The organism is Candidatus Villigracilis saccharophilus, from assembly GCF_016711665.1.
The window spans coordinates 1-16,531 of sequence record NZ_JADJSO010000028.1 but is presented as its reverse complement, the minus strand read 5'-3'; the positions used below and the strand labels follow the sequence as shown (position 1 = coordinate 16,531).

Genomic DNA, 16,531 nt, shown 5'->3' with positions numbered 1-16,531 from the left:
AATTGCCTACCCTTAAAAGTCCGCTTATAATGTAAGCGGACTTTTTTTATTATGGCAAGACGCTGGCTGTTCGGCCTCCTTTCACTCATCATTGCCTTCTCCGGCACAGCCTTTACGCGCCCTCCATCCGTATCGCCTCAATCTAACCCACAGCCTGCTTTTGCTCCCAATCCTCCGCCTGGCCCGGATCGCTTCACCACCGTAAGCGTTGAATATACTTCTTACGAATGGTATCTGGCGACATGGAAAGGGTCAAACATTGTCTGTTCGGTAGTCTTCGATCATGAAGGTCTACCGCATCCTTCGGATATATATAACAACTGCGATCTAAAAGTCTACACAAAATGGATCACCCAGCCGCCTTGTATATATGAAGACACAACGCTATGCGATGGCTATTACACCTTCCCCATCACCAGCAAGCCTGCCCAAAAACAGGTCGCCATGGAACTCGCTTCCGCCAGCGCATGGATATCCCTCGAAGATTGTGAAGCGGTACTAAGCACCTCTACAAATATCTGCGAGTCGAACCCAACGCTCGTGATCTCAGGGCAGGAACCGCTGGCAGATGAGAAGATCATCCGCATTGAGGGCACTTATGATGGCCAGTCGTTTGACTGCGACCAGACCAATGTGTGCAAATTCCACATCCCTGAAACAGTGGAAAATGGCGTGAAGGTTGAATTTTGGTCATACTCAACATACGGCGACAGCAGCCCGGTGTATAGCGCCCAAGTGCGCGTGCAAAAGGCAAATGAAGGCGACCCCGATCAACACTATTGGTATGTAGATGTACTCTCCTCACAATGGCAGGGACAGGCTGTTCCGATCTGCTCTGATGCGTGGAATGCGTTTGCGCCTGTTGGAGGTTCTCCTAAATGGCTGACCACGCCAACGCAAAGTCAGGAGCTCAGCAGTGATATTCCCTATACTTATCTCGCGGCGAATCTGATCAAGCAAGGCGCGGTCAATGCAAGCACCTGCCCGGATGGCGGCATCACTCCAGACGGCGGAGCAAATCAATGCGGACTGGAAAGATCACGCGAAGAAGTTTTTAATTGGCAGAATCGTTTTGATGGATTGATCATGAGCACAGCCAGAGCAACAGGCGTGCCTGCGCATTTGCTGAAAAATCTATTCGCACGTGAAAGCCAGTTCTGGCCGGGCAGTGTCTCGGGAATCGGAGACGTGGGACTTGGTCAATTAACAGAGAACGGCGCAGATACCACCCTGTTCTGGAATCCATCCTTTTATTATCAGTTCTGTACCTTCATCCTTCCGGGCGAAACCTGCGGCAAAGGATATATGCACATATCCACAGAGGAACAGGAACAGCTCCGTACCGCTTTGGTGGGAAGCGTCAATGCGACCTGTAAAGACTGTCCGCTCGGCATTGACCTGGAACACGCGGATTATTCTGTTGGGGTATTTGCCCATTCAATGATCGCAAATTGCAGACAAGCGGGACAAGTCGTAACAAATTACACCGGCAAATCGCCGGGTGAAGTCGCTTCTTATGAAGACCTATGGAAATTCTCGCTCGTCAATTACAACGCGGGGGGAGGATGCCTGGCAGAAGTCATTACCCGTTCCCTGGGTGAAGGCAATACCATTTTGACATGGGATAATACTTCGCCGTTCATCAGCGGGGCTTGCGGCGGCGCAGTGGATTACGTGAACGATATTAGCAAATAAAGCTAACTCGCTTAAATTTGAAAGCTTATTTCAACCGCATGAATTCATGCGGTTTTTGTTTTAATTCTGCGGGGCTGAAAACAGCAGCAATTTAGAGGTCAGGCATGATGCGCGCGGATACGGAAAATTTCTCATTCCTACAAGTAATACTTCCTGATAAGCAAAGCTAATAAGTAAAGGTTATATAAGTCACTTGTTTGTATAAGACATTAGAATATAATTTGTGAAATATTACACAATTAAGAGGTAATCGTGTCAAAACTAAAAAATATCGTTTTCCTAACATTTGTCCTGGTTGTGCTTTCCTCGTGCACAACACAATCCCCCACACCGACAGCTGCTGTAACTGAAAGCCCAACAGCCGAAGCGACAGCCACTGCGGCGCCTGTCACTAACGAGTGCCTGAACTGTCATACCGAGAAACAACGCCTGATAGACACAGCCAAGCCTGTTGTGGTTGCAGAGGCAGAATCCAAAGGGGTTGGCTGAGGGGCGATGTGGCTCCGTTGGAGCCATGGGAGAAAGTGCTCGTTGATAGTGAAAAGTTTATGCCCACCGACCACGGGCAGATCGCCTGTGTGGATTGCCATAACGGCGTCCAATCACCAGATAAAGAAATTGCCCACGAAGGTCTGATCGCCAGCCCAAGCTCTGAGCCTGAAAAATACTGCGGCGATTGTCATTCTGACCAGACCGCAACATACCCGTTCGCGCTCCACTCGACCCAGCAGGGATATTGGACAGCGATTGAATCGCGCGCCGGTAATGTACCTGAAAACCACCCGGCTCTTGAAGAAATGTTTGGCAACCACTGCGCCACCTGCCACACCACCTGTGGTGAATGTCATGTCAGCCAGCCAAAGAACGTCGGCGGCGGATTGTTCACCGGGCATGTGTTTGAAAAGACCCCGCCCATGACCCGTTCCTGCACTGCCTGTCATGGAAGCCGCGTGGGAAATGAGTTCCTCGGAAAAAATGAAGGAATTGCCGGGGATGTACACTTCCGCGAAGCACGCATGAACTGTGTTAAATGTCATGAAGGCGCTGACTTGCATGGTACAGCCACTGATGCGGAAACCGCTGAAGTGAATCGCCTGGCCGGCATGGAATCACCGAAATGCACGGACTGCCATGTAGAGGCCATTCCCGGCGGAGATGAAAATCCGATGCATCAGGTTCATGGCGACACACTCTCGTGTCAGGTATGCCACTCTGTCACATACACAAGTTGTGATGGCTGCCATGTGGCGGTCAGCGAGACAAGTGGAAATCCGTTCTTTGAGACCGAAGCCACCTACCAGACATTCCTGATCGGACGAAATCCAATTCGATCTGAAGAACGTCCCTATGCCTATGTGCCGGTGCGCCACATCCCTGTCGCGGCGGATGCGTATGACTTCTATGGTGAAAATCTTTTGCCAAACTTCAATGCATTACCCACCTGGAACTATGCCACACCGCACAATATCCAAAAGAACACGCCGCAAAACGCATCCTGCGAAGCCTGCCACAGCGGAGACGCGAGCATATTCCTGACAGCAGACAAAGTGAAACCAGAAGAATTGGAAGCCAATCTCTCTGTGATCATCGAAACACTGCCGCCAATGGTCAGCCTTGAACAAATACTCAACGCCCCCGCCCTGCCCGCTGACCACGCGAAAACAGCCTGCACATCCTGTCACACTAGCGGGATGGCAAACGCCCCCATCAGCCCTGAAAATCATCTGGAATACAACGAAGAAAATTGTATCGGTTGCCACAAGTTACAGAAGTAACTTGATAGAAATAAAAATCATTAAGGAGAAGAAACATGTCTAAGAAAGTGCAAGTATTATTTGGATTGATCATCGTTTTCAGCATGATCCTAAGCGCGTGCGCGCCCGCCGCTGAACCCACCGTGGTTGTCACAGAAGCTCCAGTCGTTGTGACTGAAGCCCCCATCGTGGAAGTTGGTCCCGATGCACAGGCGCTTTTTACCGCGCTCGTCGCTGAACTGCCCGCCGACAAAGGCTACGGCACGATCAAGCCCGCTGCGCTGAATGAAGAACTGGCTGACAAAGCCCCCTTCCTGCTCGATGTGCGCGAAGCCGCCGAAGTCGAAAAGGACGGATATATCGAAGGCGCAGTCAACATCCCGGTGCGCGATGTCCTCAACAATCTCGACAAATTGCCCGGACTCGATGAAGCGATCGTCATCTACTGCGGCTCCGGTCATCGCGGCGGCATGATGCTGTCAGCGCTAAAAATGCTCGGCTACACCAACGTCCGCAACCTGGGCGGCGGACTCGGCGGTTGGAAGAAAGCCAATCTGTCCGTCGTAACCGGCTCAATGCCCGCAGCCCCCGCAGCCCTCAGCACCCCGATCGTCGCTGACCAGGCTCTCTTCGAAATGCTCAACGGCTTCTTCACCGCCATGCCCGATGACTTTTACTCGGTCAAATCGGACAAGCTCGCTGAAGAACTGACCGGCGCAACCCTGCCCACGATCATTGACGTGCGCTCCGCTGAAGAATTCGCCAAAGACGGCTACATTGACGGCGCAGTCAACCTGCCCTTCAACGACTTCTTCACCAGCCTCGACCAGGTCCCCGCTGACAAGGATGCACGTATTGTCGTGTTGTGCGCCTCTGGTCACCGCGGCTCGATCATCATGATGGCACTTCGCCTCATGGGCTACACTGATGTTGTCAACCTCGCGGGCGGACTCGGCGCGTGGAAAACTGCCAATATGCCCGTCGTCGGCTGGGTCAACTGGACAGCCGTCTGGAATGAATATCTCACCAACATCCCTGAAGGCTACTACACCATCAAAGCCGCAGACCTCAACACAGCCCTGACTGAAAAGGCTCCCTTCCTGCTCGATGTGCGTGAGGTTGCCGAACTGGAAAAGGATGGTTACATCGCCGGCGCAGTCAATATCCCGGTGCGCGAAGTCCTCGCCAATCTCGACAAACTCCCCGCGCAAGATCAGCCCATTGTCATCTACTGCGCATCCGGTGCCCGTGGCGCAATGCTCATGGCAGCCCTGCAATTCCTCGGCTATACCGATGTCAAGAATCTCGCCGGTGGACTTGGTGGATGGAAGAAAGCCGAACTCGCTGTTGAGACAGGAACGCTTCCCGCCGCCCCCGTAGCTGGTACCGCCCCCGAAGTGGACGCGACCCGTTTGGCGAATCTCACCACCTTCCTTGCCGAATTGCCCGAAGGTTTCTTCACAGTCAAAGCCGCCGACCTCAATGTTGAATTGACAGGCACCCCCGTCCCATTCATCTTCGATGTGCGCACAGCCGATGAATTTGGCGCTGGATACATTGAAGGCGCGCTCAATATCGCCATCAACGATGTGCCTGCCAACCTCGCTCAATTGCCCACTGACAAAGCCGCCCCGATTGTTGTGTTGTGCCAGTCCGGCCACCGCGGCGCCCTGGTCATGATGTACCTGCGCATGACAGGCGGATACACCAATGTCCGCAACCTTGCCGGCGGAATGAACGCCTGGGTTGCTGCAGAATTACCCGTAGTCGTGAAATAAGCCTGATCGTACGTAAATAAATCAAACTGCCTGTGGAACTTTTCCATGGGCAGTTTTTTCTTCTCATCTACCATCACATAAATTCATTGACAATACTCACTATTCACTGCTTCAAGAAAGGCGTATGCTTATGGACAATACTCATAACCAATGCTTATTCTAGGAGCGATCATTGATCGAGCTATCCACCCTGCGTGTATTTCTCATTGCTGCAGAAGAAAAAAATTTCAGCAGAACAGCAGAACGATTAAATCTTTCTCAATCTGCCGTCAGCCAGAATATCCAATCCATGGAACGCGCCTACGGCGTTCAGCTCTTCACCCGCCGCGGGCGCACAGTGGAATTGAGTGAAGCGGGGCAAACCATCCTGCCAATGGCACGTGACGTGTTACGCGCTGCAAGATTAATGGAGGATGGCTTTCAGGAGATCAATCATCAGATTGGCGGAGAATTGCTGATCGGGTGCTCCACCTCCGCAGGAAAATACATCATGCCCGTCCTGTTATCCGATTTCCAGCGTGAATACCCTGGCGTTCATCCGCGCGTAAAGATCATGGGACGTGAGGGAGTTTATGACCGCCTGTTAAATCAAAGCATCCCCATTGGGGTATCAAGCAAAAGCTTCGACCATCGCGACCTCGAATGCCTGCCTTTATTTGACGATCACATATACCTGATCGTGCCGGCAGACCACCCCTGGGCGAAATACGGTCAAGCTACGCCGGATGATCTGATCGGCCAGCCGATCATTATGCGCGAAGAAATGTCTGGCACATGTGAAACCGTTATGCAGGGACTCAAAAGTTACGGAATCACCCCCGATATGTTGAATGTAACCATGGAACTTGGCAATCCCGAAGCCATTGAAATGGCGGTCGAACGCGGCGTGGGAATTGCCTTCGTCTCTGAAATGATCGCGGTACGCGGACTTGCTTTTGGCAGGATCAAGAAAGTTGAACTGCAAGGGCTCGATCTCAAACGCACGGTCTATATTGCGCGCCATATCCATTATCCGTTTACCCGCGCGCAATCCTTGTTCTGGGATTTCGCCCGATCACAGCGCGAAAAACTTAACACAGAAATTTGGGACAGTCTGGTGAATTTTGTTACAACCCCATAAACCTGTGCTAAACTGTACCGCAACCTGAATGTCAAGAAACAGATATCGGAGGTTCCATGCTCACACTTGCAGAAAAAATCCTCTTTGTAATCGCAACACTAACATCGCTCTACTATACATATCACGGTGTTGCGCTCATCATGCAGCGCATCAACAGTGGGCAAGGCAAAATAGATTGGTCACTGGCCTATAAACGGATTGGAGATCTCATTGTTAAAGTGGGGTTGTTCCAGCCCGTTTTTCGTTTTAGGCTTGGACCCAGCATTTTACATGGACTCATTGGATGGGGCTTTCTCTCCTTCCTGCTGATCAATCTCGCGGATCTGATCTACGCCTTTACAGGGTTCAAACTTCTGGAGCACACTGGCCTATTTGGAGATGCCTACAGACTGCTCGCCGATATTGCGAACGTCGCGATCATCTTTGGCATTGTGGCGATGGCAGTTCGGCGCTTCATCCTGCGGCCTGCGACACTGTCCACACGCGATACGACTCTTCTGAATCCCAAGGCTCGTTTTGGCATTACCCGTGACTCAGCCATTGTTGCGACATTTATCTTCATCCATAATTCAATGCGGTTTTTGGGCGAATCCTTCGGGGTGGCATTGGCAGGTCAAGTTGACAGTTGGCAGCCAACCATTTCGTCAGTGGCAGGCTTATGGTCAGGTGTTGACCCGCAGACTTTGGTCATCGGTGAACATATTGCGTTCTGGTTATCCATTGGCGCAGTCGTCGCGTTCCTGCCCTACTTCCCATATTCAAAACATATTCATGTTTTCTTTGCTCCGTTGAATTTTGCGTTGAAGCCCGAGCGCAAATCCATTGGACAATTAAGTTATATCAATCTTGACGATCAAAGCATTGAACAATTTGGCGCGGCAAAAATGAAAGACCTCGGCTGGGAGCAGATCATGGACAGCTACGCCTGCATCATGTGCTTCCGCTGTCAGGAAGTTTGCCCCGCGTATAACACGGGCAAGTTGCTTTCACCCGCCGCGTTGGAAATTAACAAACGCTATCATTTCAACGGCGGCGGCACGACTGATGTGGCAATGACGGAGTTGATCTCGGAAGAAGCGGTTTGGGCCTGCACAAGCTGCGGCGCCTGCGTGGATATTTGCCCGGTAGGCAATGAACCCATGCGCGACATTCTCGATATTCGCAGAAATCTTTCGATGATGGAAAGTACGTTCCCCAAACAATTGGAAACGGCGTTCAAAGGTATGGAACGCAATATGAATCCATGGAATGTTTCGCAGGCGGACAGAATGAAATGGGCGGATGGCATGTCTGTGCCAACGATCGAGCAAAACGCCGAGCCTGAAATTTTATGGTGGGTTGGCTGTGCTCCCGCAACTGATGCGCGCGCGCAAAAGACCGCGCAAGCCTTTGCTAAAATTTTGAATGCGGCGGGAGTCAACTACGCCGTGCTTGGTAAGAACGAAGCCTGCACCGGCGACTCTGCGAGACGCGCGGGGCGTGAAGATATTTTCTTTGGGCTGGCTTCGCAGAACGTTGAGATCCTAAATGAAGTTGCGCCAAAACGAATCGTGACGACTTGTCCGCATTGTTTGCATACGATCAAGAATGAATATCCTGCCTTCGGGGGAAATTATCAGGTCATTCATCACACTCAATTAATTAATGAGTTAGTTGGCGCGGGAAAGATCTCGATGAACCTTGAAGGTGACAACATGAAAGTTACTTTCCATGACCCATGTTATTTGGGACGGCACAACAAGATCACAGACGCACCGCGCACAACATTGGACAGCGCAGGCATAACAACCATCGAAATGCCGCGCAACGGAGCCAAATCATTCTGCTGCGGCGCAGGCGGCGCGCAGATGTGGAAGGAAGAAGAGAACGGCACAGCGCGAGTGAGTGAGTCGCGTTTCGCCGAAGCCAAGTCCACCGGGGCAGATACCGTCGCGGTCGGCTGTCCATTCTGTCTCACGATGATGAACGATGCATCCAAAGCGGACGGCGGCAATATCCAGGTGAAAGATGTGGCGGAGATCGTAGCGGAGAGAATGAAGTAAAAAAACAAAAGGGTAGAAGTGAAAAGTGGGCGGACAGAAATGTCCGCCTTCTTTTCTTCCTTCATATTTCAGCCTTCATCCTTTGCTCTTTGTTATAATCCCCCCTGACCATATCCAATTCAGGAGAGAGATACATGCCCAATAAGAAGGGCTCTATTGCGCTTCCCCTCGAAAAAGAAGAAATAATCAAAGATTACCGTCTTGCGTATCAAAGCAGGCAGGTTTCCCTTATTGGACGAAGAGAAGTCCTGAGCGGCAAAGCTAAGTTTGGGATTTTTGGCGATGGCAAGGAAATTGCTCAACTCGCCATTGCGCGTGCCTTCCGCAAGGGGGATTGGCGTTCTGGATATTACCGCGATCAAACCTGGATGTTCATGCTGGGCGTGATGAGCATTCAGGAGTTTTTTTCACAACTCTATTCCCACGCTGATGTGACCTATGACCCCGCCAGCGCGGGTCGGCAAATGAATGCGCATTTCGCTTCGCGCAATTTATTCCCCAACGGCACCTGGCGCGCGCAAACAAAAATGTACAACGTCGCGAGCGACATCTCCCCCACTGCAGCGCAAATGCCGCGCTCGGTTGGTCTGGCGTATGCATCAGTCATGTATCGCAAGCTGCAGGAACTGCATGAGTTCACAGATTTCTCGGTCAATGGAGAAGAGATCGTCTTCGCCACCATCGGCAACGCATCTTCCTCTGAAGGTCTGTTTTGGGAATCTGTGAATGCCATCGGAGTTCTCAAAGCACCCGCCATCATCACCATCTACGATGACGGCTACGGCATTTCCGTCCCTAATCAATTTCAAATGGTAAAAGAAAATATCGGCACGTTGCTCAAAGGATTTGAACGCGACCCTAATGCGCCGCCCGAAACTATTGAGCATGGCTTCGATCATTACACCGTTCACGCCTGGGATTACCCCGCCCTGGTCGAAACCTATCTTAGCGCTGCGGAGATCGCCCGCGAGTATCACATCCCCGCGCTGGTGCATGTCATTGACGTGACCCAGCCGCAGGGTCATTCGACATCAGGAAGCCACGAACGATACAAAACTCCCGAGCGGCTCAAGTGGGAGGAGGAATTTGACGGCGTCCGAAAAATGCGCAAGTGGCTGATTGACAACCGTGTCATCTCCGCGCCCGAGCTTGATACCATCGAAAAAGCCGACCGCGCCGCTGTGGAGGGATTCCGCAAAACTGCCTGGGAAAACTTTCTCGCCCCGATCCTCGAAGAACGCAACCAGGTTTTGGACATACTTGACGAGATCGCGACGACTTCGAACCATTCCGCAGAGTTGAGATTGCTCAAAGACCGGCTGGCAAACGTCCCGACAGTGGCGAGGCGTGATATCCATGCGGCAATACACGATACCTTGAGAATGCTGAGAAATGAGGCACACCCCACAAAAGGCATCCTCATCCAATGGAAATCTGAGAATGATAAGGCCACTCAGGAAAGATATGGTTCACATCTTTATTCTGGAACTGCATTGAAGGTGCCTGAAGTCAAGCCCGCGTATTCACATTCATCGCCGACGATGTTCGGCTTTGAGATCATGAACGCCGCATTTGATTCCGCGTTAGCACGTGAGCCGCGCTTGATCGCATTCGGCGAGGATGTCGGCAGACTCGGCGATGTAAATCAGGGCTTCAAGGGCATGCAGGAAAAATATGGCGAATACCGCGTGAGCGATACCGGTATTCGTGAAGCGACGATCCTTGGTCAGGCAATCGGCATGGCCATGCGTGGATTGCGGCCTATTGCAGAGATCCAATATTTGGATTATGTCTTGTACGCGCTGCAGATCATGTCTGATGACCTGGCGACTTTACACTGGCGCACCGCGGGCGGACAAAAAGCGCCCGTCATCGTGCGCACACGCGGACACAGACTTGAGGGAATTTGGCATTCTGGCTCGCCCATGTCGGGGATCATCAATCTGGTACGCGGTATGTACGTTTTGGTCCCGCGTGATATGACCCGCGCCGCAGGTTTTTATAATACCCTTTTGAAAGCTGACGAACCCGCAATTGTCGTGGAAGTGTTGAACGGCTATCGTGTGAAAGAACGCCTGCCCGGACAATATTGGAGAAATGACCTTGCGATTGGGTGTGCCTGAGATCATCCGCACAGGAAAAGATGTCACCATCGTCACCTACGGTGCCTGCTGCCGGGTCGTTCTGGATGCTGCCGATAAGTTAAGCAAAGTCGGGATTGAGATCGAGGTCATTGATGTACAATCGCTTCTGCCATTTGACATACATAGCATGATCGTTGAGTCACTCAAGAAAACGAATCGCGTACTCTTCGTGGATGAAGATGTGCCTGGCGGGACGACCGCCTACATGATGAATGAAGTCATAGAGAAACAAGGCGGTTATTTCCATTTGGACTCCCCCGCAAAGTCGCTTTCAGGCACAGCACACAGACCCGCTTATGGAAGTGACGGGGATTACTGGTCAAAGCCCAATGCGGAGACGATCTTCGATGCCGTATATGAAATGATGAATGAAGTTGATCCCGAGACATTTCCAAAGATTTATTAACCACGATGAGTACCAAGATATATAAAGGAATATCTTTGGCTTGAAAAGAGGAGTGAATTTATGGCGATAAAAGTTTTGGTTCCGCGTCTTGGCGAAGGTGTAGATGAAGTTACCGTCACAAAATGGCTTAAACAGGTTGGCGACTCCATTAAAGAGTTGGAACCTTTGCTTGAAGTCAACACGGACAAGGTAGACACAGAAATTCCTGCGCCTGCTTCAGGTACCGTTTTAAAGATCGTCATGCAGGAAGGCTCTCCAGCAAAAGTGGGAGAAATTCTTGCCTTTATCGGAACCCCAGGGGAGCACATTGAAAGTGTCGAAAACACTGAAGTATCGGATATATCAAAAGTTGAAAGTCAAAAACCAATTGAGACACAATCTGCGACCATTGACCTTAGGCATTCGACTGATATGGGATTTATATCCCCTGTTGTTGCCAAGATTGCCGCAGAACATGACGTCAGTTTATCGCAAGTCACTGGTACGGGTTTAAATGGGCGCATTACCAAAAACGATGTATTGGCATTTATTGAAACTGGAAAGTCAACCATACCGGAATTAAAAACTTCCAACCAGCAATCCGCAAATGTTCAACCCGCCATTGGCGACCAGCTGATCAAACACTCCCCCATCCGCAGATCCATCGCCGAACACATGGTGATGAGCAAGCGTACTTCTCCGCATGTGTTGACCGTCATGGAAGCAGACCTGTCGCATATCAGCAAACACCGCGCAGCAAACAAATCTGCATTTGAGCGGGATGGCGTGAAATTGACATTTACTGCATATTTCATGTCCGCAATTGTGGCGGCTCTGAAAACCTATCCGAGCGCCAATTCTTCATGGACAGATGAAGGCGTGCTAATTCACAAAGCGATCAACCTCGGCATGGCAACATCTCTCGGTGAAGAAGGATTGATCGTGCCTGTCATCAAGAACGCGGACAACTTGTCACTTCTAGCCATGGCGCGGACTGTGAACGATCTTGCCAATCGTGCGCGCACCAAGAAATTGCAACCCGATGAAGTTAAGGGAGGCACATTCACACTCACCAACCACGGCATCAGCGGATCGCTGTTCGCGTTCCCCGTCATCAACCAGCCGCAGTGCGGAATTCTCGGCGTCGGTGCGATGCAGAAACGAGTGGTGGTGATCGAGGATGCAATCGCGATCCGTCCGATGGTATATCTCTCGTTCGTATTCGACCATCGCATTCTCGATGGCGCATCCGCAGACTGGTTCTTGATGAAGGTAAAAGAGACTTTGGAAAATTGGAGCTAGCAAACATGGCAGAAAAACAAATGGATCATCCGAATATCAACAAAAACATCCACCCGCCGATGGTTGCTCTCATGTTTATCGTAATCGCGTATTTTCTCGGGAGGTTTGTTCCAACTCCGTTGGTTGCACCGCCCATTTTACGCGGCATCGGCTTTGCGCTGACCTTTATTGGTTTTTTGTTCGGCATCGGCGCATTTATCGAATTCAGGAAAGCGCGAACCACCCTGGATCCTCATGGTTCGGTCAAACAATTGGTGATGGCAGGTGTGTATCGCTTTACACGCAACCCGATCTATCTCGGATTCATGTTGATGGTGATTGGCTTACCTCTGAATTCAGGCCTGTATTGGGGTCTCATTATTTCACCGTTCTTCGCCATGACCATGAGTCGGCTTGTCATCGAGCGGGAGGAGGCTTATCTGGAGAAAAAATTCAAAGAGCAGTACACAGACTATAGATCAAAAGTGAGACGCTGGTTGTAAATCTCAAAGGCGATGAAAAGTCGCCTTTTTATTTTCCTTGTAAAATAGAACATGCGTGCTTATAATCTACAAAAAGGAGAGTCACATGTCCATTCAAAAATCTGATATCAAGCTTGATGTTAATGGCAAATCGGTCAATGCGTATCTAGCCTCCCCTACAAACGGCGGACCTGGAATTTTACTGCTTCACGCGTGGTGGGGGCTAAAACCTTTCTTCAAACAAATTTGCGATCAACTTGCCGAACACGGCTACATCGTGCTCGCGCCTGATCTGCGTGACGGGGAAATTGCCAGCACGATTGATGAAGCCAAAGAATTGATGCAAAAAAGTGATGACCAACTTCTTGGCAATACTGTAATGGCGGCAAAAGATCATTTGCATGCCCTTACCCACAACAAGATCGGTGTGATCGGTTTTTCGATGGGTGCGGCATGGGCGCTGGTCGCCGCTGAAAACGATTCTGAAAAAATTTCTGCAACAGTTCTTTTCTATGGGGCATATCCCATGAATTTCAAAAATATCAAATCAAAAATTCTTGGTCATTTTTGTGAAGTCGATGAATGGGAACCCATCGAGGGTGTGCGTGAGATGGAAGCGAGTTTGAAGGTTCTCAACGTAGACGCTACGCTTCATTTCTACCCGGGAGTAGATCATTGGTTCGTTGAGACTGACCGCCCTGAATATGACGCCGCATCCGCGCAGGTGGCGTGGGATCGGACGTTTGTGTTTTTGAAAAATAGTTTGAAGTAACTCAACCGACGCGTTGGTATGATTCCCTGAGCGGAGCGAAGGGTATTTGAGATTACGTGGAGATTCTCACCGCACTGGTGTGCAGCGCAAGTGTCGCCGCAAAGCGGCTCAGAACGACATTACATATATTTCAACCTCCCCTGAAAACGGGGAGGTTTTGGTTGTAGTAAAATTGACAGGTAAAGCTATTTTTCAATCACTAAACTCTGGAGTAATAAATGCCTGAAAATTTTGATGTAGTCGTTATTGAGTGCCGGTCCTGCAGGATATGTCGCGGCAATTCGCGCGGCACAACTCAAACAGAAAGTCGCAATCGTGGACAAGCAATGGCTTGGAGGTGTATGTCTGAACGTCGGCTGTATTCCGTCGAAGTCACTGCTTAAAAATGCAGAAGTCGCTCACACCCTGCGCGAGCGTGCCAAGGATTTTGGCTTTTCGTTCGATAACCTAAAACTGGATTACAGCGTGGCCGTCAAACGTTCCCGCCAGAATTCGGATCGTCTCGTCAAAGGCATTGGCTTTTTGATGAAGAAGAACAACATCACCGTGTTCATGGGCGAGGCAAAATTCAAATCAAAAGATGTACTGGCTGTCACAGACAAGGACGGCAAGGGCACTGAACTTGCCGCGAAGAATATCATCGTCGCCACAGGCGCATCCGCGGCGGTGCCCGGCGCGTGGAAAGTAGATGGACAAAAAGTCGTCACCTATTGGGAAGCGATTCTTCAAACCACACTTCCCAAGTCGGTGGTCATCATCGGCTCTGGCGCCATCGGCGTGGAATTTGCCACCGTGTGGAGTTCCTACGGAGTGGATGTGACCATTGTTGAAATGCTGCCGCGCATTGTTCCGCTCGAAGATGAAGAAATTTCAAAGGAACTTGAAAAGGAATTCAAGAAGCGCGGAATCAAAACAATGGCCGGGCATAAGGTCGAATCTGTCGAAGCGACGGATGCCGGTGTGAAGGTGAAGGTCTCTGCCGAAGGGAAGGAAACCATGCTCGAAGCGAATCAGGCTTTGGTCGCGATCGGGTTCCGCCCCAACTCCAAAGGACTCGGTCTCGAAGAAGTCGGAGTCCAGATCAATGAGCGCGGCTTCGTGGAGATCAATCAAAAGATGCAGACGAATGTGCCTGGTATTTGGGCCATCGGCGATGTGACCGGCAAACTGATGCTGGCGCACGTCGGCTCAGCGATGGGAATTATTTGCGCTGAACATATCGGCGGACATGAAACTGTCACACTCGAATATGAGATGATGCCACGTGCCACGTATTGCCAGCCGCAGATAGCGTCATTTGGCATGACAGAGGCGCAAGCCAAAGAACGCGGACATGCGGTGAAGATCGGCCGCTTCCCATTTCAGGCCAACGGCAAGGCGCTCGGTATGGGCGATTACGGCGGCTTCGTGAAGATAATTGTGGATGAAAAATACGGCGAACTTCTCGGAGCATCCATGATCGGGCCTGAGGTGACAGAACTGCTGCCCGAATTGACCCTTGCGCGTATGATGGAGCTTACCCCGCACGAGATCGCGCGCAACGTCCATGCGCACCCCACCCTTTCAGAAGCGATCATGGAAGCCGCGCACGGAGCGGAAGGTAACGCGATACATATTTAACAGGTCGGTTATTTTCGATGTTTGAGTGACACAGCCTCGTAACGTACATTACGAGGCTGTGTCACTTATCGCACAAGGAAGTGGGGTACTCCCGTTTTCTTTCGAAAAGCCACATTCTATTCGTGTAAAACAGAACTCTACAGAATCATTTCATCACAAACAGTATGCCTTGACGCTTGAAACGTCATGTGCTACCATCTCTTAAATTTTTGAAAGAGGAGAAAATATGAGTCAAAAAAATCGCGCCCTGGTAGTAGTCTTCATTTTTGTACTAACAACAGTATTGATTTCTGCCTGTACGCAATCATTATCCCAAGCACCCGAAGCAACGCCAACCGTAATCGCAACCGGACTATTTGTTTCCCCATTCCCTTCCGTTGAGAATCCGATGGCAATGATCGAGAATTTGCAAAGCAAACTTCAGTAGCGCAAACAGCTGCCGCAGGTGGCAAATCAAATGGAACGCCTGCTGCAATTTCAACAGGGGCAGTGCTCACGCCGCAAGAGGGAACACGGTTCCGGCTGGAAGGGACAACATCCCTGGTACCCCTACAAATGTTGGAGCTGTTGCTTTAACTCCCGTGGTAGCAGCCACTACGCCAAGCGGCCCGATCAATACGCCAGCGCCTGTTGTAAGACCTGCCACCTACACTCTCCAGTCTGGCGAATTCCATATTGCAGCGCCCGCCGCTTCAATGTAGATCCGGATGCCTTGCTTAGCGCAAGCGGACTTACCAGCCCCGATGTGTATGTTCCAAATCAAAAGTTAACCATTCCGCAGAGCGGGTCATTCCCTGGAAGCCGCTCACTCGCCGCGCACCCTACCACGTACACTGTCGCATCCTCAAGTGAAACACTATACGGCATAGCCTGTAAATTCGGTGATGTTGATCCCGCTGCAATCGCTTCTGCAAATAGTCTCGCAGTCTCAGCAACCTTGACCGCTGGGCAAAAGTTACAGATACCCTAAGTTGAAATAAAAAAAGCCCAAGCAAATGCTTGGGCTTTTTTTATTAGAAGGAAACCTACACAATGCCATTTGAATTTCTACGAACTGAGACGTTACTCAAAGGCCGCGCTTTCACCATCCGCCGCGACACGCTCAAGACCCCGGACGGGCGCGAAACCAAATTTGATATCATTGAACATGGCGGTTCGGTGATCATCGTTCCCATTGACACAGATGGCAAGCTGTTGTTTGTGAGGCAATATCGCCACGCCGCGGGCAAGGATCTGCTCGAACTGCCTGCAGGAACTTTGGATGTAGGCGAAGATCCCGCAGTATGTGCTGCGCGAGAAATCCGCGAGGAGACAGGTTTCGCCGGAACAATATCGAGAAAATCGGGGGTTTTTCTCCCGGGCTATTCCACGGAATTTATGCATGTTTATCTGGCGTGAACTGAGATATGACCCTCTTGAAGCGGACGAGGATGAATTTCTCAGCGTGGAAAAACTATC

At 50.7% G+C, this 16,531-nt stretch carries 15 protein-coding genes; all 15 read left to right on the top strand.

Annotated elements, in window-relative coordinates; translation table 11 throughout:
- Window positions 1-51 precede the first annotated feature (51 nt).
- The 15 genes from IPL17_RS10575 to IPL17_RS10505 all read left to right on the top strand — a co-directional run bounded on the left by IPL17_RS10575 (window position 52) and on the right by IPL17_RS10505 (window position 16,471).
- Window positions 52-1,695: a hypothetical protein gene (locus tag IPL17_RS10575; RefSeq protein WP_345307055.1), complete on the top strand. Its 1,644-nt coding sequence runs from the start codon at window positions 52-54 to the stop codon at window positions 1,693-1,695.
- A gap of 252 nt (window positions 1,696-1,947) precedes the next feature.
- Window positions 1,948-2,184 (top strand): hypothetical protein, encoded by a 237-nt coding sequence (locus IPL17_RS10570; RefSeq protein WP_345307054.1) that lies wholly within the window; start codon window positions 1,948-1,950, stop codon window positions 2,182-2,184.
- Between the two features lie 59 nt (window positions 2,185-2,243).
- Entirely contained in the window at window positions 2,244-3,470 is a 1,227-nt protein-coding gene (locus IPL17_RS10565; protein WP_345307053.1) for a cytochrome c3 family protein, read from the top strand.
- 35 nt (window positions 3,471-3,505) lie between these two features.
- Window positions 3,506-5,227, top strand: coding sequence for a rhodanese-like domain-containing protein (locus IPL17_RS10560; RefSeq protein WP_345307052.1), 1,722 nt, complete (start codon window positions 3,506-3,508; stop codon window positions 5,225-5,227).
- 172 nt (window positions 5,228-5,399) lie between these two features.
- On the top strand, window positions 5,400-6,347 hold the full coding sequence (locus IPL17_RS10555) for a LysR family transcriptional regulator (RefSeq protein WP_345307051.1): 948 nt from the start codon (window positions 5,400-5,402) through the stop codon (window positions 6,345-6,347).
- 56 nt (window positions 6,348-6,403) lie between these two features.
- Entirely contained in the window at window positions 6,404-8,389 is a 1,986-nt protein-coding gene (locus IPL17_RS10550) for a heterodisulfide reductase-related iron-sulfur binding cluster (RefSeq protein ID WP_345307050.1), read from the top strand.
- A gap of 134 nt (window positions 8,390-8,523) precedes the next feature.
- Window positions 8,524-10,512, top strand: coding sequence for a thiamine pyrophosphate-dependent enzyme (locus IPL17_RS10545; protein WP_345307049.1), 1,989 nt, complete (start codon window positions 8,524-8,526; stop codon window positions 10,510-10,512).
- Window positions 10,487-10,939 carry a transketolase C-terminal domain-containing protein gene (locus IPL17_RS10540; RefSeq protein WP_345307048.1) on the top strand — a complete coding sequence of 151 codons (453 nt, stop codon included), beginning with the start codon at window positions 10,487-10,489 and terminating at the stop codon, window positions 10,937-10,939. The genes IPL17_RS10545 and IPL17_RS10540 overlap by 26 nt, the downstream gene beginning before the upstream one ends.
- A gap of 60 nt (window positions 10,940-10,999) precedes the next feature.
- Window positions 11,000-12,220: a dihydrolipoamide acetyltransferase family protein gene (locus IPL17_RS10535; RefSeq protein WP_345307047.1), complete on the top strand. Its 1,221-nt coding sequence runs from the start codon at window positions 11,000-11,002 to the stop codon at window positions 12,218-12,220.
- Between the two features lie 5 nt (window positions 12,221-12,225).
- Complete coding sequence (locus IPL17_RS10530; RefSeq protein ID WP_345307046.1) at window positions 12,226-12,702, top strand: isoprenylcysteine carboxylmethyltransferase family protein; 477 nt, start codon at window positions 12,226-12,228, stop codon at window positions 12,700-12,702.
- Between the two features lie 85 nt (window positions 12,703-12,787).
- Window positions 12,788-13,453, top strand: coding sequence for a dienelactone hydrolase family protein (locus IPL17_RS10525; RefSeq protein WP_345307045.1), 666 nt, complete (start codon window positions 12,788-12,790; stop codon window positions 13,451-13,453).
- A gap of 246 nt (window positions 13,454-13,699) precedes the next feature.
- Window positions 13,700-15,073 (top strand): dihydrolipoyl dehydrogenase, encoded by a 1,374-nt coding sequence (gene lpdA / locus IPL17_RS10520; RefSeq protein ID WP_345307044.1) that lies wholly within the window; start codon window positions 13,700-13,702, stop codon window positions 15,071-15,073.
- Window positions 15,074-15,299: 226 nt separating this feature from the next.
- Window positions 15,300-15,500, top strand: coding sequence for a hypothetical protein (locus IPL17_RS10515; RefSeq protein ID WP_345307043.1), 201 nt, complete (start codon window positions 15,300-15,302; stop codon window positions 15,498-15,500).
- Window positions 15,501-15,530: 30 nt separating this feature from the next.
- Window positions 15,531-16,043, top strand: coding sequence for a LysM domain-containing protein (locus IPL17_RS10510; RefSeq protein ID WP_345307042.1), 513 nt, complete (start codon window positions 15,531-15,533; stop codon window positions 16,041-16,043).
- Between the two features lie 62 nt (window positions 16,044-16,105).
- The gene (locus IPL17_RS10505; RefSeq protein WP_345307041.1) at window positions 16,106-16,471 is read left to right on the top strand and encodes an NUDIX hydrolase; all 366 of its coding nucleotides are present in this window, start codon (window positions 16,106-16,108) and stop codon (window positions 16,469-16,471) included.
- The last annotated feature ends 60 nt before the right edge of the window (window positions 16,472-16,531 follow it).